Origin of the sequence: Pseudomonas sp. XWY-1 (assembly GCF_002953115.1) — a bacterium.
Classification (GTDB): Bacteria; Pseudomonadota; Gammaproteobacteria; order Pseudomonadales; family Pseudomonadaceae; genus Aquipseudomonas; species Aquipseudomonas alloputida.
Window position 1 is genome coordinate 3,092,349 of the sequence record NZ_CP026332.1, and the last position, 20,778, is coordinate 3,113,126.

18 protein-coding genes and 1 pseudogene are annotated in these 20,778 nt (G+C 55.6%); 9 read left to right on the forward strand and 10 right to left on the reverse strand.

What is annotated here, in order from left to right; genetic code table 11:
- Positions 1–17: 17 nt before the first annotated feature.
- The 9 genes and pseudogenes from tssI (PRJ_RS14320) to tssI (PRJ_RS14360) form a co-directional block, all read right to left on the reverse strand.
- Complete coding sequence (gene tssI / locus PRJ_RS14320; protein ID WP_104961764.1) at positions 18–1,859, reverse strand: type VI secretion system tip protein VgrG; 1,842 nt, start codon at positions 1,857–1,859, stop codon at positions 18–20.
- Between the two features lie 25 nt (positions 1,860–1,884).
- Positions 1,885–2,580, reverse strand: coding sequence for a hypothetical protein (locus PRJ_RS14325; protein ID WP_003248399.1), 696 nt, complete (start codon positions 2,578–2,580; stop codon positions 1,885–1,887).
- Entirely contained in the window at positions 2,581–3,144 is a 564-nt protein-coding gene (locus PRJ_RS14330; RefSeq protein WP_223843516.1) for a hypothetical protein, read from the reverse strand.
- Between the two features lie 425 nt (positions 3,145–3,569).
- Positions 3,570–4,355: a hypothetical protein gene (locus tag PRJ_RS14335; protein WP_104961765.1), complete on the reverse strand. Its 786-nt coding sequence runs from the start codon at positions 4,353–4,355 to the stop codon at positions 3,570–3,572.
- An 8-nt stretch (positions 4,356–4,363) separates the two neighbouring features.
- Positions 4,364–6,628, reverse strand: a pseudogene (locus PRJ_RS14340) (RHS repeat-associated core domain-containing protein); the annotation flags it as partial.
- 349 nt (positions 6,629–6,977) lie between these two features.
- The gene (locus tag PRJ_RS14345; protein ID WP_088512116.1) at positions 6,978–7,673 is read right to left on the reverse strand and encodes a hypothetical protein; all 696 of its coding nucleotides are present in this window, start codon (positions 7,671–7,673) and stop codon (positions 6,978–6,980) included.
- Between the two features lie 10 nt (positions 7,674–7,683).
- Positions 7,684–8,910, reverse strand: coding sequence for a PAAR domain-containing protein (locus PRJ_RS14350; RefSeq protein WP_088512117.1), 1,227 nt, complete (start codon positions 8,908–8,910; stop codon positions 7,684–7,686).
- Positions 8,907–9,500: a DcrB-related protein gene (locus PRJ_RS14355; protein WP_088512118.1), complete on the reverse strand. Its 594-nt coding sequence runs from the start codon at positions 9,498–9,500 to the stop codon at positions 8,907–8,909. The genes PRJ_RS14350 and PRJ_RS14355 overlap by 4 nt, the downstream gene beginning before the upstream one ends.
- A 21-nt stretch (positions 9,501–9,521) precedes the next feature.
- Complete coding sequence (gene tssI, locus PRJ_RS14360) at positions 9,522–11,363, reverse strand: type VI secretion system tip protein VgrG (RefSeq protein ID WP_104961766.1); 1,842 nt, start codon at positions 11,361–11,363, stop codon at positions 9,522–9,524.
- Between the two features lie 712 nt (positions 11,364–12,075).
- Here tssI (PRJ_RS14360) and PRJ_RS30410 point away from each other — a divergent pair.
- From PRJ_RS30410 to PRJ_RS14395, 6 genes are all read left to right on the forward strand, one after another.
- Positions 12,076–13,500, forward strand: coding sequence for a DUF6861 domain-containing protein (locus PRJ_RS30410; protein ID WP_223843625.1), 1,425 nt, complete (start codon positions 12,076–12,078; stop codon positions 13,498–13,500).
- Between the two features lie 9 nt (positions 13,501–13,509).
- Positions 13,510–13,773, forward strand: coding sequence for a hypothetical protein (locus tag PRJ_RS14380; protein ID WP_014860357.1), 264 nt, complete (start codon positions 13,510–13,512; stop codon positions 13,771–13,773).
- A 125-nt stretch (positions 13,774–13,898) separates the two neighbouring features.
- Positions 13,899–14,030 carry a hypothetical protein gene (locus PRJ_RS30415; protein ID WP_014860356.1) on the forward strand — a complete coding sequence of 44 codons (132 nt, stop codon included), beginning with the start codon at positions 13,899–13,901 and terminating at the stop codon, positions 14,028–14,030.
- Positions 14,031–14,177: 147 nt separating this feature from the next.
- Entirely contained in the window at positions 14,178–14,474 is a 297-nt protein-coding gene (locus PRJ_RS14385) for an immunity protein Tsi6 family protein (protein ID WP_014860355.1), read from the forward strand.
- Between the two features lie 434 nt (positions 14,475–14,908).
- Positions 14,909–15,418 carry a hypothetical protein gene (locus tag PRJ_RS14390; RefSeq protein WP_014860353.1) on the forward strand — a complete coding sequence of 170 codons (510 nt, stop codon included), beginning with the start codon at positions 14,909–14,911 and terminating at the stop codon, positions 15,416–15,418.
- A 141-nt stretch (positions 15,419–15,559) separates the two neighbouring features.
- Positions 15,560–15,862, forward strand: coding sequence for a hypothetical protein (locus tag PRJ_RS14395; RefSeq protein ID WP_019751691.1), 303 nt, complete (start codon positions 15,560–15,562; stop codon positions 15,860–15,862).
- Positions 15,863–15,952: 90 nt separating this feature from the next.
- On the opposite strand, the gene tri1 is transcribed toward PRJ_RS14395, so the two are convergent.
- Positions 15,953–17,068, reverse strand: coding sequence for an ADP-ribosylarginine hydrolase Tri1 (gene tri1 / locus PRJ_RS14400; RefSeq protein ID WP_029380649.1), 1,116 nt, complete (start codon positions 17,066–17,068; stop codon positions 15,953–15,955).
- 817 nt (positions 17,069–17,885) lie between these two features.
- Here tri1 and PRJ_RS14410 point away from each other — a divergent pair.
- The 3 genes from PRJ_RS14410 (at position 17,886) to tssC (ending at position 20,756) form a co-directional block, all read left to right on the forward strand.
- Positions 17,886–18,635, forward strand: a complete 750-nt coding sequence (locus tag PRJ_RS14410; protein WP_028697263.1) for a hypothetical protein — start codon at positions 17,886–17,888, stop codon at positions 18,633–18,635.
- 64 nt (positions 18,636–18,699) lie between these two features.
- Positions 18,700–19,239, forward strand: a complete 540-nt coding sequence (tssB, locus tag PRJ_RS14415; protein ID WP_104962881.1) for a type VI secretion system contractile sheath small subunit — start codon at positions 18,700–18,702, stop codon at positions 19,237–19,239.
- Positions 19,240–19,253: 14 nt separating this feature from the next.
- A complete protein-coding gene (gene tssC, locus PRJ_RS14420) occupies positions 19,254–20,756 on the forward strand; it encodes a type VI secretion system contractile sheath large subunit (protein WP_003248356.1) in 1,503 nt (500 codons plus the stop codon).
- The last annotated feature ends 22 nt before the right edge of the window (positions 20,757–20,778 follow it).

Below are 20,778 nucleotides of genomic sequence, written 5' to 3' on the forward strand. Positions count from 1 at the left end.
CTTTTCCTTGTCGCTAATCAAGACTTGTTCAAATTGATTATTTTGCTGCCTGCAACGTCCACGGAGATGCCTGACAGGGTAATCGTGCCATCCGATTTCATTTCCAGCTTGCTGCTTCCGACCTCCAACGTGATGGACGTTGCAGCCTTAATTTTCACTGCCCCTTGATCCACCGTCACAAAATACGAACCCTCCTCCACCGCAATACTGGTTTCCAGCTTGATCGTTTCGGAATGTTTGCCTTCGACGTTGATCGTTCGATTCCCGCCCACCTTGAGACTGTCATCTGCCTCAACCTCTGTATCCAGATTGCGCTCGGCGTGCATGATGATCTGCTCAGCACCAGCCTTGTCTTCGAAGCGGAAGAAGTTGGCATTCGACCCTTTGCCCTTCATCGACCGCGTCAGGAACCCACTCTGGGTCTTGTTCGCCGGCAGCGACCATGGCGGGGTGTTGGTGCTGTTGTACAGGCTGCCCATGATCAGCGGCCGGTCCGGGTTGCCGTCGAGGAACACCACCACCACTTCGTCGCCTACGCGCGGAATCTGGATGCTACCGAAGCCACCGCTGGCACCGGACTGGGCGACACGTACCCAGCACGAGCTGTGATCGTTGAACTGCCCCTGGCGATCCCAGTGAAACTGAAGCTTTACCCGGCCCAGTTCGTCGGTGAAGATTTCCTCGCCTGGGGGGCCGACAACGATGGCGGTCTGCGGGCCGTTGATCAAAGGCTTGCGGGTGTTTAACTGCGGGCGGTATGCGATTTTTTTACGCACGCACACGAATCGGTTGACGTAACCGGCCTGGTCGCCAGTCATGTAGTTGTTGCTGCCGCGATGCTCCACGCTCAGCAACAAAAACTTACGGTTCTCAGCGTCACCGGTGTCGTGCAGATAATGCTGGGTCAACTCAAAAGTGTAACCCGGCTTCATGGCCCGGCAATTGCTCTCGCCGTAGAAGGTCTTGCCCATCAACTCGAGCGCTTCGATACGGTTGCGTACGATGGCTTCGCCATCTTCGTAGCTGCCATGGGTGTACTGGCCCGGGAAATCATAAATCTCGAACCTGTCCACATCGCCCTGTTGATTCAAGCTTTGCATGGTCACAGGTAGGAAGTTGCGCGGTTGGCGATAGTCGAACGTGCGAACGGCAATTTGACCGGATTGCAGCTGCCGCGTTGACTGCCACTGAGTAATGGAATCAGCGGTTTCGGTAACCGACGCGGAGTGGTAGCGAATCTGCGGCTGTTCGGGCAGCGGCAACAAGGTGCTGGAGTCATCGGTGATGACCATCAGGTGGGAGTCGGCCGTGTGCTCGAAGTAGTAGAAAAGCCCTTCGCTCTCAAGCAAGCGCTGCACAAAGTTGAAATCGCTCTCGCGGTACTGGGTAATGTAGCTGTGCGATTTGAGCGGCTTGCTTACACGAAATTCGTACTTGGCCAGCGTGCCAAATCCGGCGAACACTTCACTGACAACAGCCTGGACCGATTTTTCTTGAAAAATGCGTGTATCGAAGCGGCAAGTCAGCATCCACAGCCACGGCCCTAGCACGGCTGCATAACGCACATAGCCGCCGTCGCTGCCTTGGGTGCTAAACCGCTGAACATAGCCGTTAATGTAGCGGAAAGAGCCGTTGGATAACTCGATTTCTATCGTGGCCTGGCTGCCAATCAGTGACTTGAGCTTTACATCGCTCTGTTGGCTGAGCAAGGCCAGATCGAATTCATAGAGTTTGGAAAGCTCTTCAGTGCCGGAAAAGTGCTCAAGCAAAAACTCATCGTTGGCTGTTTGTGTCAGGATATTCAGCTTGAACAATCGCCTGTTTTGCGGCGCGAGCATGGAAAGAACGTCAGTTAGCATAATTTACTCCCTGTAACGGTGAACATCAGCGCGCCCGTACGGCGAAAAGCCTGCCCAACCACGAGGCAGCACGCATGCTCTGAATAGTTTCAATATCCATGAATGTGTATTGACGGTTTTCCTTCGCTTCGCGCACTTTCAGCTCTCTGAGTGCACTGATCTTGTCACGATTGTAAAACACCATGAACACGGACATTAGCGCAAAGAAGTAGATCAACCCGGTGGCCGGCACGTCATGGCTTTTCATCAGCGGATAGATCACGCTGCTCAAGCCCGCCGCCAAACCCGCCTGCCACCACTGAACTTTCTGGGGCGGCTCGATGGATTCCACGCGCTGCCCTTTAAAGTGGAGAATATCACTTTTACTGCGCCAGTAATAAGCCATTGCATAGGTCAACAACACCAGCACGACGGGTGCGAGCCCTAACATCAAAGAAGTCGCCGCTCCCAACTTCATTTTTTTGTAGGTAACACCCAGTGTCAGCAGCGATGCGAACATTGGTGCAACTGACATATTGAAGAACATGCGCAAATTCGCGAAACTTACAAAGTGCTCACTGCGGTAAGCACAATTGATGCACCACAGCGTCATAACGATAATGATCAGGATCGCCGGCACCGCCATGAATGGCGGCGCCACTCCGGTCATCATCAGGGCCAATATCACGACCAGCAGCCACACCGACCAGATTTTTTTAAAAAAACGTTCTGTGGTAAACATTTAATCCTTCCCCGTCAAGAAATTACCCAGGGTAGTGCCCAGCCCCGAAAAATCATCACTCATGACAAACTGAACTGCCAAACCCGCACCCAAAGACAAGGCAATCACGACTATAGCCGGCCCTGTTAGCCCGCCGACCAATACACCGACACCAAAGGCCAATGCATTGGTCGGCTGGGTGTAAGCTGACTTCTGGAGGAACTCCGAGACGCTTTTTGCCTCCGTCGCATCTAGGTAAGCCTGGGGGCCGAACGCCAATGCCCCGCCTAATTTGGCACCCGTCAGTACTTTGCCTACGCCACGGCTGCTGTACCCGGCCGAGTCAATATGGGCAGTTGCACGCATCGCCTTGGCGGTATTGAAAGCAGCCACATGCAGGTTACTGCCCCGACCGGGCAGCCTGTACAAACTTGCCTGGCTATTGGCGGGTATTTCGAAGTAGAGGTTTCCGCCCATGCGCACCAGTTTCAGGCGCCCTTTCATGGCCCTGGCGGCAGATACACTGCCGGGTTTGCCACGTGACGCTGCCCACTTCTTCAGCTTGCCGCGCGTGGCATCCGTCATGTTCAGCAGGTTTTCAACTTTGGTGGCTTTGGATGCGGCATGGCCTAGCGCAGCAACGTTGGCAAGCGTGCCGGGTAAATTTGCAGTTGAAAATAGTGGTGCCGGCTGGGTAGCTGATGCACTGCACTACGCCATCGTGCTTGCTCCAGCGACGCTAGCTCACTAAGAGTGTCTGTCACGGTTATCAAAAACGCTCGATCTACGCGCCCTTGTTGAACTACAAGTACCTAGACTTGAAGTTCACATCGATAATCATTATGCGGCATATAGAAGAATTGGGGCGGCTACCGCCCCACGGTCGCTTTCTTTATTTTTAAAGATCACCCCTCACGACACATTATTGGGGTATACCTAACACAAAGCAGGAGCAATTACACCTACAACATTAAGCGAAATAGCAGTCATCAACCTCTACTCTATATGACTCAAAAACGCTTTTTGACCTCCAACTTCTTCCACGAAATTAGGATACCTGCCTCACCCAGAGACTTATTTACTTCTTCAAGCTGATCGGCCTCTACATACCACAACCATGTGGAAGAAGTCAGAGCTTCGAGCTTTCCTCGTCCCGCACTCTCACCAATCCAGTCTTTCAGCACCACCCCTCCAACGCGAATTTCTAAATGTTTACTGCTAATCACGTTAACGGGATACACCATTCTCAATAGAAGATCCTTATAGCGCTCTCGCCCCTGAAATCTGCCGGGAACTTCCTTCTTGAACGCCGATGAATTTTCATACGGATACATCGTTACCATATTATTCCCAGCAGCATAGCTAAACGCCTTACTTACCTTGTCGCAACTATAGATGATACCGTACGGCACTGCAATATCAGCAGAAACGCCCTTAATAAATTTTATCATTCCCTCTAGCTCAATAAAATCGCCAGAGCACTGACCATCAAAATGATAGAAGCCGCCAAAATCGTTCGTAGTATAACCGAAGGATGCAAACCATGGGGTAGCACCTGCTGCCTCGTTGTATACCCTAAAAGCAGTAGCAATACCGTTGTTTATTTTCTCTTCGAGCTCGGTCATTTCTACCATTACTAAATCATGATCGCCGACATGATCCCCATTACTCAGATATTTAAAATAAGCCGCACCTGTAATCGGCAAATTCAGACAAGAAAAATAGTGCTTGGCAAACTTCAGAGCCAATCTAGAGGTGACGCCCTCAATACCGTATAAAGCTAACGCAATGGACATAAATTCACCTATATTCCAGAAATCAAATCATCAAGCATAGACTTCATATCAGCGGCATTATATGGATGCTCTAACACCAAAATTTCGCCTTGCTTGTTAAGAGGCAAGTTACTCATTGCCGTTTCGTTACGCGATGTAAGCGTAGGAAGCTTCCTGCCCATATCCGTCTTGGATGCAAGCTCGATCGCATGTACCTTCCCGTTAATATCAACAGCCATAACATCTGGACGTCGAGCTGAGACGCCTCGCCCATTAGCAAAACTATATGAACGGTTTAAATACACATCCGAGAACTTTCCGCTCATAGCCAATTTATTAGCGATTGCTTCAGAAAACTGATCATGCCCAGGGGTTCCGTCAACCTGTCCACGACCATGAATTCTTGTATTATTAACAACTCTTACTTGGCATGGAGCGAGTCCGGTGGGGTCAATCCAACAGATTGGATTAACATTATATCTGAAAAGATTTATCCCACCCCGCAAGCCAATTGGGTCTTGGCCAGTGAATCTACCAACTTCAGGATCATAGTATCTTAGCGTATTGTAATGAAGCGCCGTTTCGCCATCAAAATACTGGCCTTGGAACCGTAGATTCTGCTCGACTTCATTGATCGCCAGTTGCTCAATCGCCCCCCAAGACCGATACGTCGCCTGCCAAACAATCTTGCCCTCACTGTCCGTCAACTCCAACGGCGTACCAATCTGATCCGTATGGAAGTAATAGACCTTCTGCTCTTCCCCTTCAACTTGATCGACCCGCGCTAACGGCGCATAGCTACCCGGCTCGTACAGGTACAAGATGCTCTTCGCAGGCGTTTCCTCCCGCAGCATCCTCAGCCCCTGCCAGAGGAAGCGCTTCTGTTCGACCTCGCCCTTGATTTCAGCCTGCTTGGCCACCCGCCGCCCAAGGCTGTCGTACCGGTACTCGCCTCGGCTTTCCAGCTTGCCATTGACCAACGTCTCCGCCCGCACCAGGCGGTTCTCGCAGTCATAGCTGAAGTGCTGCAGCTTACTATGCCCCGAGCGCTTCTCGATCAGATTGCCCCACGGGTCGTAGCGATACTCCTGATCCCGCCACTGTTTGATCCGGTTGTCCTTGACCTTGTCGAACTGCCGCGCATTGAAGTCCAGGCGGTTGGCTGCCGGGTCGTAGCGGAACTCCTCGCTGCCGATCAGCGAGCCGGTATCGCGACTGCGCAATTGGCCATTGGCTTCGTACTCGTACTTGATCTCGCCGCGTAGCTTGTCAAGGGTACGCACCAGTTCACCCGCTGGGTCGTACTGATAACGGCGGTGGATCGGGTTGTAAGTGTGCTCGACTAGCAACGAGGTATTGATGCCGGTGTTGTGCACTTGCGAGAGCTTGTCGGCCGGCAAGGTCGAGGCAAACTGCCAGGCCTTGCGCCCCATGGCGTCATAACCGAAGCAACTGGTGAGCTTGCCCTGGGTCCGGTACACCTCACGGTGCAGGTCATCGCGCTCCATGTCGCTGATCACCTGACCATCCAGATTCAGCTGGTGCAGGTGGCCACTGCCGTAATACAGGTGATTGACCTTACGCCCATCCGGCAGGGTCAGCGTGGTCAGGTTGCTGAGCGGGTCGTACTCGTAGCCGAGCGTGCCGTCAGGGCTGATTTCTTTGCTCAGCCGGCCGAGCAGATCGTAGGTGTATTCCAGCTTTTCTTCCGTGATCCCAAGCTGCTTGCCGATCCCGCTCGGTTGCCGCTCGATGCTCAGCAACCGGTCACCGTCGTCGTATGCGAATGTCTGGCTCGCATCACGGTTGATCTTGGCGACCAAACGGCCAATGGCATCACGCTCGAACAGCGTATGGCGCTCGGGCCGCTCGGCACTTTCGCCATAGCCAATCTCATCCAGTCGTGTGAGATGGCCACCGACGTCGTAGCTGAAACGCCGGGTCAGGTTATCCACCCGCACTTCTTCGCTCAGCCGGTCCGAAGCGTCGTAGGCAAAGCGGTACGTGGCGTTGTTTTCGTTGACCAGCGCGGTCAGGCGCATGGCCTTGTCGTACTCGTAGCGAACCCGCTGGCCCTTGGCATCCTGGCGGCTGCTCGGCAGGCCGCGGGCCGTGCGCATCAGGCGGGTGGTCTGGCCCTTGCCGTCGGTGTGGCTGAGCACCTGACCGTAGACGTTGTAGGTGAAGCTTTCCGTGGTGCCGTCCGGGTGGCTGATGCGCAGCACTTCGCCGTCGGGCTTGCGCTCCAGCGTGGTGGTCTTGTTCAGTGCATTAGTTAAGTTAGTCAAATGACGTAAAAACTAAGAATTTGCAAGAAAATGATAGCTCTCCCCAAGCGATAACACACTAACAATTTTTAAAAAACAAAACCACACAGCATACGAACCAATTAAACCTTATGTCAAAACAACAGCACGAAGCCATCGTCGCAGGTGAATTGCTAATGGGTTTCCAGATTGAGCTTGATAATAAAACGACCAATGGTGGCGCGCGCGAACAGACTGCGGCCTTACGGCACTCTCTGTTCGAGCCGTAGCCAATGTCACCCCTGGCTTCGGCAAGCAAGAAAAATCACGGCACATTGAAAACGGAGCGAAGCCAGTAGTTTAATAAACATCTCAGCATCGCCATAATTAACAATAATCAATGAAATTTAACTATCAACTCATTGCGAGACTTAGTATCCTCTAGGAATATTGCCATCCATGCATCCATAACTTCAAAAATATCAATCCCCATTTCTGGAGTCACAGGATCTTCATGCCACCATATCAAGCCTTCCGTATCATCTTGCTTGTCGGCCTCTACCGCGACATAGTCTCCGGCGCCATTCGAGAATACCGTAATCCACTTATCAGCAAAAGAGTCGTCCTCCTCATCAACTAAGTCGGAAACACGTGACTGGTCACTAAGGCATTGCGGCCCCATTGAGCGCGCCGGAAAGAAAGTGTACCCATCATGCACTTCACGATAAAAATCTTGAAGCCTACTGGGAAGGTGCTTGAATTCCCCAGCCTCAGTCCTTTCCACAGGCCTCCCCCCTACATAATAGTAGAAACTGGCGCCATCATGAAAGACATACACCATTTCAATCTCAGCATCTATCAATAATACGGTGCCCAGCAAGCAGTCCTTGAATAGCGCGAGCGTTGTTGGAAACTCATTTAAAAATGAATCCCAACCTTCAGGATATACAGGCGCAAGATCAAGACCAAGCCCAAAACCCTCCCAACTTGCGGGCAAGACGACATCTTGAGGGATGTCTTTGAGATCGAAGCACAACTTACGGCCAGAAAATTCAACACTGAGATCTTGCAAAATATCATCAAGAGTAATCATCTAATTTTTCCTACAAGACACCAGATATCATTTCTTGCAACTCAACTTCCAATTTCATCGCTCGCTCCATCATACTACTTCTGAAACCAGCGTCAACATCTACTCCACCTTTTTTATACCGAGTCCATTCTGAGTAGGTTTTAGCGCCGCGCGAGGTATTAGCAGTTTCACTCAACCCATGAAAATTAGGCTTGTAATTCAATATCTCGACTTGCTGTTCAAATGTCAATTTATCAAATCCTTTCATTTCTGTAATCGTCTTCATCGGGACGATATGATCAGCATGCAACGGCTTTGTAACTTCCAGCCCCGGCAGCGCTGGATCCTTCATGGGTAATACAACATCCTTATTCACCATCGCCTGGATTTCTCTGCTGGGCGTCTTCGCTCGCAACTTCTGGTAAAGCTGTGGAGATATTCCTTTCTTAGGTGTAAGTGGAGGTGCAGCCCGTCTAACAACTTTAACATTCCCGAGGTTAGAACCGAAACCATGAGACCGGATCTCATATCGGGCGTCAAATGCTCTTCCGCCTTTCGCGCCGATGCCCCCCCCAAGCAGAGCACCACCAAACGCCATCAGCTTCTGGCCATCAGAGCCCTCACCAAAAAGCTCGCCGCCAGCCCAATGTCCAGCCATTCCGCCAGCAATACCACCTGCCAACCCCGCCATCACCAACACTGGACTTGCCAGTACAAAAGCACTAGCCAGCCCCAACGCCATCACCGAACGCTCAAGCCAAACAGGAACTTCCGGGTCAATTGCATCAGTCGTCGCTGTCCCCCCTCCTATACACACATTAGGGGAGCCAGCACTTATTTTTGCATCACAAACTGTCCGGTCACCGACTCGAGCCGCAGGCTGACCATTGATATAAACCGAGTCACTGCCCTGGGCCAATATCTTAGGCCCCCCTGGATGATCCGAACACTCGGCATTATCCAGATGAGCCCTCGCAGCAGGCTTCCCATTTATATAAACGTTACTTGAGCCTGATCGTATTTGCCCTGTTTCACTACAAGCGAAAGATAGGCTACCAATCAGTTGACCGATTCCAGCGCCAGTAGCTGCTCCCGCGCCAACCATCGCGGCTAGCGCTACAGCCCCAAGCCCGCCGGTCCCGATAACGGCAATACCTATGAGTACCGCGCCTGCACCAATTGCTAAGCCAGCAAGCAATCCACCTAAAGCGCTGGAGTGCTCGATTGGATCATCTAATCTCGCAGCAGCCGCAGTCATGCTGATTCGGCCTGTTCAGCATCCCCCTCGTTCGCGGGCAGATAGCGCAGTTGAAGACTTTCAACCAACGTATCGAAAGCACTACGCTCCTCCGCCGTCATGCCTTTGGGACTGTTGCTCGTACCAGTAATTTGCATGAGCAAAGGCCGCTTGTACTCATCCTGATGCAGAAAAATCAGCTGTACTTGATGAACCGGTTGGCCTTGTTGTCGCCAACGAAACTCGACACGTCGGGCCTCCAATCCAGCTACCTCTACCGGGGAAACCGGCTCGATCCACTGAACATGGGACAACGTCTTTTTCAACTCACCAAGCAGTTGTTGCGCAAGCGTCTCCAAGTCCGTACCCGGTTCCACTGGCGAACGCCCCACGACGAACGAGAACGGGCTAGGTCCGATGTCCGTCAGCGTGAAGACGTGAAACGTCTTGTCTTTTAAATTTTCTGGACGAACGAAACTCAATTCATTTGTAAGAAAACGCTCTGGTGGAGGGGGCTCCGCATTGCGAGCCTCCTCTTCTAGACGCTCACGCTCAAGGCATTCTTCGCGTTCGCGCCGTTCAGATAATCGGTCGTAGATGTTTCTACGCATGGGACTTTTCCTTGTCGCTAATCAAGACTTGTTCAAATTGATTATTTTGCTGCCTGCAACGTCCACGGAGATGCCTGACAGGGTAATCGTGCCATCCGATTTCATTTCCAGCTTGCTGCTTCCGACCTCCAACGTGATGGACGTTGCAGCCTTAATTTTCACTGCCCCTTGATCCACCGTCACAAAATACGAACCCTCCTCCACCGCAATACTGGTTTCCAGCTTGATCGTTTCGGAATGTTTGCCTTCGACGTTGATCGTTCGATTCCCGCCCACCTTGAGACTGTCATCTGCCTCAACCTCTGTATCCAGATTGCGCTCGGCGTGCATGATGATCTGCTCAGCACCAGCCTTGTCTTCGAAGCGGAAGAAGTTGGCATTCGACCCTTTGCCCTTCATCGACCGCGTCAGGAACCCACTCTGGGTCTTGTTCGCCGGCAGCGACCATGGCGGGGTGTTGGTGCTGTTGTACAGGCTGCCCATGATCAGCGGCCGGTCCGGGTTGCCGTCCAGGAACACCACCACCACTTCGTCGCCTACACGTGGGATCTGGATGCTGCCGAAGCCACCGCTGGCGCCGGACTGGGCGACACGTACCCAGCAGGAGCTGTGATCGTTGTATTTGCCATTGCGGTCCCAGTGGAACTGGACTTTCACCCGGCCCAGTTCGTCGGTGAAGATCTCCTCACCCGGTGGGCCGACAATGATCGCGGTCTGCGGGCCGGCAATGGTCGGTTTGGGCGTACTCAGCTGCGGGCGGAACGGGATCTTCTTGCGCACGCAACTGAAGGTGTTGAAGTAGCTGGCCTGCTGGCCGGTAAGGTAGTTGTTGTGGCCTTCGCTTTCCACGCTCATCAGCAGGAACTGACGGTCTTCTACCGGCCCCTGGTCGTGGATGTAGTGCTGCAGCAGTTCGAAGGTGTAGCCCGGCTTCATGGCCCGGCAGTTGCTGGCACCTTCAAACTTTTTGCCGCGCAGCTCCAGCGCCTCAATGCGCAGGCGCAGCAGGGTTTCGCCTTCGTCATAGGTACCGTGGGTGTACTGGCCGGGGAAGTCGTAGATCTCGAAGTTCTCGACATCGCCTTGATTGTTCACGCTGTTCAGCGCCACCGGCAGGCGGTTGTTCGGTTGGCGGTAGTCAAAGGTTTGCGTGGCCATCTTGCCGGATTGCAGTTGACGGTTACCGCTCCACTGGGTAATGGAGTCGGCGGTCTCGGTGACCGAGGCGCTGTGGAAGCGGATTTGCGGTTGCTCGGGGATGGCCACCAGCGTGCTGGAGTCATCGCAGATGATCATGGTGTGGCCTTCGGCGGTGTGCTCGAAGTAGTAGAACATCCCCTCTTCCTCCAGCAGGCGCTGGACGAAGTTGAAGTCGGTTTCGCGGTACTGGGTGATGTAGGTGTAGCGCTTCTGTGGCCGGGTCAGGCGAAACTCGTGGCGGGAAAACGCCGGGCATAGGGCGAACACTTCGGTGACCACTTCCTCGACCGTGTTGCCCTGGAAGATCCGCGTGTCGAAGCGGTTCTTCAGCATCGAGAACCACGGGTTGAGGGTGGCGGTATAGCGTGCCATGCCGCCGTCGCTGCCGATGCTGGCAAAGCGTGTGAGGTAGCCGGTTATGTACCGCGGGCCGCCTTCGGCCAATTCGATCTCGATGCTGACGTGCTGGCCCATCATGGATTTGAGCGGCACGCCGGAGTCTTCGCAGACCAGCAGCAGTTCGTAGTTGAACGCCCGCGACAGGGCTTCGGTGCCCTTGAAGGTTTCCAGCAGCAGCTCCTGCTCGGGGTTGGCCAGGTTGTGAAACTTGAACAGGCGGCGGTTCTGTGGCGACAGCAGCGCGGAGGCCAAGTCCATGATCATGCGAAATCTCCTTGAAAACACGGCCAGCACGCGCTTGCGATGCTCAGCTGCAACCCTGATCTTGCGGGCGTATTCTGCATGCGCGCATAACGCGCGTGCTTGCGGAATCATGCGACTGCCTACAGAAAGGAAAGTGCCATCATGCATTGAAATAAATGCGACAGGGTTCACATTCCCAAATGCCAGGCAGGCAGAAAGGCCCAAAGGAAACACCGGCAAAAGCTGCCCTGTCAACTCACTACAGGCCTAGGAAAACCGGGCAATACCGCCCTGCAAGGCAATGTCATATCGCCATCCTTCATCCTCCTCACTGGCGCCCGGAAGCGCCCCCGGCAATCGCCGAACGGCCCGTCACAGAAGGTTTTTGAGGTATCGATCAGAGCCCATGCCTGACAGCTCCCACTCGAACTGTCTCGCTACCTGACGCATCAACTCCACTGGCGGAGAAAAATGTTTCATAACGTGGATTGGTTCAAATTTTTTGCCACTGGCCAATTCCGCCAAATGGCCATCGCGAACGCGGCCGTAATGGCACTTGCGGGATGCGGTCAGCCACAAAGCCGTGCAGCGATGCTCAATTGCCATTATTGCCGCGCACGCCTGTCATGAGAACAATGGGCTCTCCGCCGGACTTCGCCCCCATCCTGAGGTCTGAAGCGACATGCTGCGCTCGCCGCCGAGCGCCGCCACTTCCATGGACAGTGAAGCGAAAATGGATCTTTTAGCCAACATCCCCAGTTGGGGAGACATCGAACGCAATCTCGAGCAGAAATTCAGCGAGCTCAACCAGAGCGTCGACAGCGGCCTGAACAGCGCCCATGAGGCCTGGGACGGTTTCAGCCGGCGAGTGAGCAATGGCGCCAACCAGGCCTATGGCAACCTCGGTGGCCAGCGTATCGACAACGTGCGCCAGGCCATGGCCCTGTCCTACCCGATCATTCAGGACAACCTCAAGCGCAAGTGGTCCTCGATAGGTATCGAGCAAATCCTGCCGGTACTGCTGCAACTGGTCAAAGAGGTGTCGATGATCCTCGGTGGCAGTGTGGCGGTTGGCTCGCTCGCCGGTGGCGTGGCCGGGGCGTTCGCCTTTGGCGTCGGCGCGGCGCCGGGCGCGGTGGCCGGCGCCGGCATTGGCCTGCAGGTCGGCAACCTGATCCTCATGGGCCTGGGGCTGTCCGCCATCGCCGAGTATTTTTATCAGGGCCTGCCTGCCTGCCTGTCGACCCTTCAGCAAGGCATGGCCACGGCCTGGTTCGCCGAGGATGGCCTCAAGCCCGCTGGCCTGGACCCGAGCGGCGGTTCCGCGGCGCAGGCCCAGGAGCGTGTCGAGCGTGCGGCGCGCCAACTGGCCCGCGGCCAGGAGCAACTGGTGTTGCTGCTGCTGACGGCCATTGTAACCTACCTGACCCGCGGGCAGATAAAGGCGGGCATTCAGAGGAATATGGAAACGCCCGCCATACGCAGTGCCCGGCTGCAGGCGGAAATGTCCAACAAGCAACTGGCCGCCTGGCTGGCAAAGAACGAGCAAAAGCTGCTGGCACATGCTGAACTTCAAGCACGTGACGCCACACCATTCAAGCGTGCAGAGACTGAACCACTACCTGCCAACGGACGCTCTCGCGAGCTATCGCAGAAGGCTGTTGAGCCGCCAAAACCCAAATACAAACCTGGATTCACCGAAGAAGATATCCTTGCAATCGCCAAAGGCGAAAGGCCCGACCCCACCACTTATCTAGACCCAGATTATGTCGCGCAACACTTGGCCCAATTCGAAAATGGCGCCTCACGCTTCATGACCCAGACCAACCTTGAGAAATACGGCATCGCACAGAGAGATGGTACGTCGTTCATCATGCCAGGCCACGAAGCAACCGAACTACTTGCCAAGACAGCAGGTGACAAGCGCGCGTTGGAGCAAGCCCTTGGCTTGCCTGAGAATTTTCTTGATACCAATGCACTGGTCCGGGTAGACATCCCTGATCCGAAGCAGTTGAATCTACGGATTCCATCAGGAAATGAAGCCGGTGCAAACGAATTCTGGATCCCTGGTGGCAAGCTACCTGACGGCAACAGTGAAGCCGTCATAGACGCGGCGGGTATTTCCGCCAAGATGTTCAGCACCTCTCCCCTTTTTTGAAGGCCCCCTATGAAATTCAAAGATCTTTTCATCAGTCGTCAACACATGTACTCAATCGGCATCGAAGAAGACGCTGGCCAGTATTACGTTTCGTTCCCCGTCAGCAACGGCATGGTTGACTACGAAGAATATTACGCCATCGCTCCAGCTACATTTGATGCCTTCATGGATGATCCTGATGCGGCGCTGGCTTTCGTGATAAAATGCCGCAAAAGACAACTCGATGAATTACTAATCATCAAGCCAGGAAAAAATCGGGGCACGGCCATCTAGTGCCACATAGATAAATGCTGACTAAATCCGACATTGCATGAACGTTTGACCCTGCCAACAAATGAGTGGCGCCCTCTTACGTTGCGGTGAAGTGGTGCATTTCCTTACCCCAATAAGGACTGACCATGAACACCGAAACACTCAAGCAAAAATTACTCAAGCTTCGCTTGATCATCGACAGCCTGATGGCGCAAGACCCTGCCGCGATGAAGCTGAGCGTCGAACTGGAGCCACTGCTGAAAGCCGCAGGCCATTAGCCCCATGCCTCCAAGTGAAAACGGCCAAGAATCGTACACATATCGATACAACTCATGCACATCACGTGGACCGAAATCCATTCCGTGGAACGATGCAAATAACCTGTATCGGAAATAACCTTTCAAACTAATATGAGCAGGTGAGAGATGAAACCAGCCACACCACTGGAGTATGTAGATAACGCAATTGCGCTGGCGATTGACCGACAAAAGCGCATTCCTGGCTTTACGGTTTACGCGACTATAGTCGACCAGTTAAAGTACATCAGGGCAGTTTTCGACGGTACCGAAAAGGATAAATCCAAGCTGCACAGGCTAACGATTGGAGCTGTTGCATCGAAGGAATTCGAGGAAAATGACCCGGAGCTGGCCAGGGTATTGAAGGACGCTTACTACGTGGCCATTCAGTCGGCCCGCGGCTTGACGATTCAACTACCTGATTGAACTCGGCCACTCGCGAGTTCATACCTTGGTTGATTACGAAGAGTACTATTGGACCGAACAGGCACCGTTCGTTGCCTAGCGGCAGCGGCCGAGCATCGCCCCTGCGATGGTCAGCAAGGGCCGGAAACGCCAGATGGACATGAGTTGATCTACCCGCCAAGCGCCAATCGAGGTCGAGCGCGCAGGACTCTCAATGCGCCACGCTATGGCATCCAAAAACATCGCGGGTAGAATTGCCGACGAGCTTTACGATGAAGCCAAGTGGTGGGTCATCCGCAAGCTGCGCCCCGACGGAATAGACTTGCCTACCTGGCCAAGCGCCCTCAGGCTGCCATCGATGCCCTCACTGCCATCGCCCCCACGTTCAACCTGCCCAAGCTCTGCGAATGAATACACGCTCCTCACAAATGTCACCCGGGCTTACGCCTCTCAAGATGAGGCTGCTGGCCGTCGCCATGTTCATCGCATTGCTCCTGGTAGGGGCCGTCTCGCTTTATGCCTATACCAACTACCTGTTCCCGCTGTACGGCAGGCTGCTTCGTGGCGCTCCGGTCGTGGAAACACCGTACCTCGCGTTCGGCCTGCTCATGGCGCCACCGGCACTCGCCATCCTGCTCGTTGGCAGCGCGATCTGCGCCTGGACCGGCAAGAAGTTCGACCCACCCCCTGCATCCCGGCTGCACCGCTTCCAGGCGTTGATGTTCGGGATATCGATTAAAACGCTGATCCATGTCGTCCCTGCGGTGATGATTCTGACTACGGGGGCTTTGCTGGCCAGGGGTTATACGCCCTGCTCGAAGCTGCTGATATCGGGTTCTGCCTGGCAGTTGTTCTGGGTCAATGATGATCGGGTGTGCTTCAAGCCGGATCACTACATCAACGACAACTGGCCATGCAAGGTCATCGACGGCAAGGACATTTGCGTCCAGGTCGATGGGCGGTGAGTTGCCTACCTTGGTCAGGCTCAAAGCGAGTACGGCGGAGAAAACCGACAAGGTGACAGTTGATAAGCCGCAGCAACTTGGAGACGGGGCGACGTGGACTTACAGCGGCGCCCCTCTGGACTATGCATACTCGGGCATTAAATGGACAAGCACACACTGAAAATTACAGCCAGAGCGCTTCGCGAAAAGCTTGAAACTATCAAGGACCAGAATCCTGACGCCATGACCATGCTCAACCTACTTCGCGACCTTCTGTTGAAATCTGAGAACGGTGAAATCCACGCACCTTTAGAGGCGCGAGACATCTCCTGGTATCGTTATCTACAGGAAACAAACTTACAAGACGACCATGAACTTAGCGAGGCTTTTGCCAAATTCTATATGGCGTTAATCAATGGACAAGAATGGAGTTCATTTAAAAAATTCCAGGCTAAAAGCCACTGAGCATAAACTGACCTGTTAACGTTCGACCTACTGCGATTTTGCCGGGCTGCAGTTGACGCGTTGAGAGCCATTACCTGATCAAAGGTGCTATCACTCACTGCCAGATAGCAGCTCGTCCATTTCATCCCCCTGAGGCGCGAGTTCAAACAACCGGCTTGCCAGTTCACAAATGTGCCGCGACCAGGCAACCTTGGCCACCCATTCCGGCGGCATGCCCGACACCCCATACAAGGCGCCCGCAATCTGCCCTGCCGTCGCCGCCACGCTGTCGGCATCATCGGCAAGGTTGGCAGCCAACAGAATCGCATCCCTGAAATTGTCCGTATTCCACACAGCCCAGAGCGCTGCTTCCAAGGTATCGACCACATACCCTGACGAGCGAATCTGCTCACGGGTTTTGTGCTTGTACTCCCCGGCATTGATGATCAAGGCCCGGGGCTGCAGGGGGCGCACCTTCGGCGACAACGCCTCTTCCTTGTCCGCGCCATTGAGCGCCAAATGCAGCTGTGCACCGAACAACTTGCAGCACTCCGAGACCTCAATCGCGCGATGGGTCACGCTGCTCTGCGTCACACTCTCCCACCAGGTTGCCGACAGCGAGTGGCGTCGGAAAATGGCCGTAGGCGCGAGCCGTATCAACGAACCGTTGCCCGCTGTCGAGGCCTCGAGATTGCCCATCCACGCAAGCCCTTGGGCCTCCCACCCTTCCAGGGCTCGGCGGGTGACATTGCCGATGTCGAAGCAGCGGCCATTGGCGCTGTTTTCGCCCTGCCGGTACCAGCGCACCATGGCATCGGCAAAGGTCGCGAAATCGAACTTGCCTTGGCTTGCGTAGGTGTCTGCCAGGCACAGCGCCATGCTGGTATCGTCGGTCCACTCACCTGGCGCGAGGCGGAACGGCCCACCGCCGACCATGTCGCTGACCTGCCCCTGATCGCGGCGCCGGAACTCCAGGGTGGTGCCTACCGCATCACCAATCGCCAGGCCCAGCAATGCACCCTGCGCGCGGTCTATCGCCTGGCCTGGTGTCAACGTGCAGGATCGGTCGCTCAGCCAGGCGGGCTTTGTCAGCGGCAGCCTTGGTGCGTCGGGCTCCGGCATGTAGGCCATGCGCTGTTGCAACTGCGGCGATAGTTCGGGGAGCAAATGGGCGTAACGCTTTGCGTAGTCGCTCAGGATTGCATCCGGGCTTCTCAGGTCGATCATGCTGATTCCTTGCAGTAGGTTGCTCTCGTCCATGCGCTCATTTTGCTTGACCTGCACTACTCCGGCAATGACCCGAGCAGGCCGCCGACCATGAGGATGGCACCGGCTACGCCGGTGTTCGCGGGTGAACCCGCTCCCACAGGGGCCGTGCAGGTTTCACGGTTTTGGCTGAGGCAATTGTTGCTGCAGGTAGGGCACAAACCCTGGGGCCGGCGCTGTTCCTGTGGGAACGGGCGTGCCCTCTCCCACAGTGATCGCGCACGTTTTCAAGGTTTTCGGTAAGACCGTTGCCTGTGCAGGTGCGGCACAGGCCCGGGGGTCGACGCTATTTCCGAGGGAGCGCGCGAGCTTTCAAAAGTCACCATCCAAACGGATGAATCACGCCTGATAACACTCTTTCCGCGCGGCACATTCCGTCGCATTGCCATCATCCTGAGGCGCCTCGCCAACACCTCCGCGAGAAAGCGGTCAGCGCAAAAAATGAGACCGGATTCACTTTTTGAAAAAATCTTTTGCCAACGATTTTCATCGCTTTCCAGCCCCTTTCGTACCCAGTCTTTAGGGCTTGACCCCCCATATTCTGCGCCCAAGACACGCTGTCAATATCATCGCGCCATTATTGCGTCGCGTCTCAAAACGGGGAAAAAATCCCCCCCCTCGCCGGAACTTCTTCCGCAGCGAGGTGCCCTACTCGGCATTGCTGGCAACACAATATTCATATGCCAGCACTCAAATTCGCTGTAGCCGAAAGGCGATTTTTCAAGTCCACGCCACCGGCGTTTCAGGACGATCAAGCAGGCACATGGACGATGCACCAATGACACAGACATTCGATGTCGAAGCACTGATCAAGCTGCGTAGCCAGACGCGGGCGATCTCCGATGCGCTGAAGGCGCAGGCGGCGGATTACCTTGCCACCGTGGCACCGCTGATCCGTCCGCAAACCCTGTTTGGCGAATACCTGCAAGGCGCACAGCGCAGCAGCGGGCGCGAAACCCAGGGCCACTTCCAGGCCCTGGTCGAACTCTACGAACGTATCGGTTCGGCCGCGCCGTTCCAGCTGGTCACCGAGCTGGAAGTACCGCTGAACCTGATCAGCACCACCCCCGAACTGTTCCCGCTGGAATACGACAAGACCCTGGAACACAGCGGCCAGGTCATCCGCATCACCAGCCCGACCCGCTGGGTAGTGGGCTTCCACGCTTTCGACCTGGCGCGGTTTCGCAATGTCATCAAAGACCCCAACCGCAGCAGCGCCGAGCTGTACCGCTTCGTGGTGCACTACCTGGTGCTGTTCTACTGCCTGAGCAAGTCGCCTGGCCTTGGCCGCCTGTTCGAGGGCTTGCGCTACGGCCTGAGCTTCGAGCGCCTGAAGGGCTTTGGCGACCTGCCGTTCTGCGTCATCAGCTCGCCGGTGCGCTCGGAACTTCCCGACGACTCGGTCATCCGCAGCAGCACGCAGATTGCCGGCAACACCAGCTTCGAAGAACTGGTAGGCCGCGACAACATCCTGGAAATGAACGACGAAATCCGTCAGCGCCTGCTGCTGACGATCGAAGGACTGTAACGCGCAGCGCCCGGCACCGGGCCGCGCAATGATTCGCAGCGAATTGCTCGCACTGGAGAACACGATGGCGAAGAAGGAAAGCACTCAGCACAAACTCGACCGCGTTCGCGCGCCTCGGGTCCATATCACCTACGACGTGGACATCGGCGATGCCATCGAGAAAAAGGAGCTGCCCTTCGTCGTCGGCGTACTGGGTGATTTCTCCGGCAACCCGCTGGAGCCGCTGCCCAAGCTCAAGGACCGCAAGTTCGTGTACATCGACCGCGACAACTTCAACGGTGTGCTCAAGGGTATCAAGCCACGCTTGACCTACCGCGTCGACAACACCCTGGCCAAGAACGGCACCCAGCTGGGCGTGGAACTGAACTTCAACAGCCTCGAAGACTTCGAGCCACAGAACGTGGTCAAGCAGGTCGAGCCGCTGCGCAAGCTGCTGGAAGTGCGCAACAAGCTGGCCGATCTGCGCAACAAGATGGGCGGCAACGACAAGCTCGAAGAGCTGCTGATGGATGTGCTGCAGAACACTGAAAAGCTCAAGACCTTGGGCAAGGAATTCGGCCGTGAAGCCGAAGTGGAAGACCCGTCCAGCGACGATCGCGCCTGAGCAGGAGCCCGAACATGACCGACAAGCAAACCGCACCGCAACAGGCCGGCGACCTGGTCGAAGTGGAAAACTTCGCACCACAGCCCTCGCTGCTCGACAGCATCATTTCGCAAAGCCGCGTGGCCCGCTCCGACACCGAGCGCAACCGCACCCGCGACCTGATTGGCGAACTGGTGAACCAGGTGCTCGAGGGTGAGATGACCCCGAGCAAGGACCTGATCGCCGTGCTCGATTCGCGCATCGCCGAAATCGACGCGATGCTCTCCGAGCAGATGAACGAGATCATGCACGCCCGCGAGTTCCAGCAGTTGGAAGCCTCCTGGCGCGGCCTGAAATACCAGGTAGACCAGACCGAGACCAGCACCACGCTGAAGATCCACCTGCTCAATGCCTCGAAGAAAGACCTGGTGCGCGACCTGAAGGCCGCCAGCGAATTCGACCAGAGCGCGCTGTTCAAGAAGGTCTACGAAGAAGAGTACGGCACCTTCGGTGGCGCGCCTTTCGGCATGTTGATCGGTGACTACGAGTTCAACCGCAACCCCGAAGACATGTACCTGCTCGAAGAGATCTCGCATGTCGCGGCGGCGGCGCACGCGCCGTTCATCTCGGCCGCTTCGTCCGAGCTGTTCGGCTGGGACTCGTTCACCGAGATGTCCGGCCCGCGTGACCTGGCGAAGATCTTCGACACCGTGGAATACGCCAAGTGGAAGTCGTTCCGCGCCTCGGAAGACTCGCGCTACGTCGGCCTCACCCTGCCCCACGTGCTCGGTCGTCTGCCGTATGGCCCGGATACCACCCCGGTGGAAGAATTCAACTTCGTCGAAAGCGTCGATGGCCGCGACCACAACAAATACCTGTGGATGAACGCCGCCTACGCCCTCGGCACCCGCGTCACCGATGCCTTCGCCCGCTACGGCTGGTGCGTGGCCATCCGCGGCGTGGAAGGCGGCGGCCTGGTCGAAGGCCTGCCGACCCATACCTTCAAGACCGACGACGGCGAAATCGCCCTCAAGTGCCCGACCGAAATCGCCATCACCGACCGCCGCGAAAAAGAGCTGTCGGATCTGGGCTTCATCCCCCTGGTGCACTGCAAGGGCACCGACTATGCCGCGTTCTTCGGCACCCAGTCGGCGCAGAAACAGAAGCAGTACAACACCGACATCGCCAACGCCAACGCACGCCTGTCGGCCCAGCTGCAATACATCTTCGCCACTTCGCGCATCGCCCACTACATGAAGGCGATCATGCGCGACAAGATCGGCAGCTTTGCCTCGCGTATGGATGTCGAGCGCTTCCTCAACCAGTGGCTGGCCAGCTATGTGCTGCTCGACGACACCGCCAGCCAGGAGGCCAAGGCCAAGTTCCCGCTGCGCGAAGCCCGCGCCGAGGTGTTCGAAGTGCCCGGCAAGCCAGGCGTGTACAAGGCCGTGACCTACTTGCGCCCGCACTACCAGCTGGATGAACTGACCGCCTCGCTGCGGCTGGTTGCCGAGCTGCCACAGGGCGCACGCGGCTGACAGGCCGTTGTGTACAGGGATG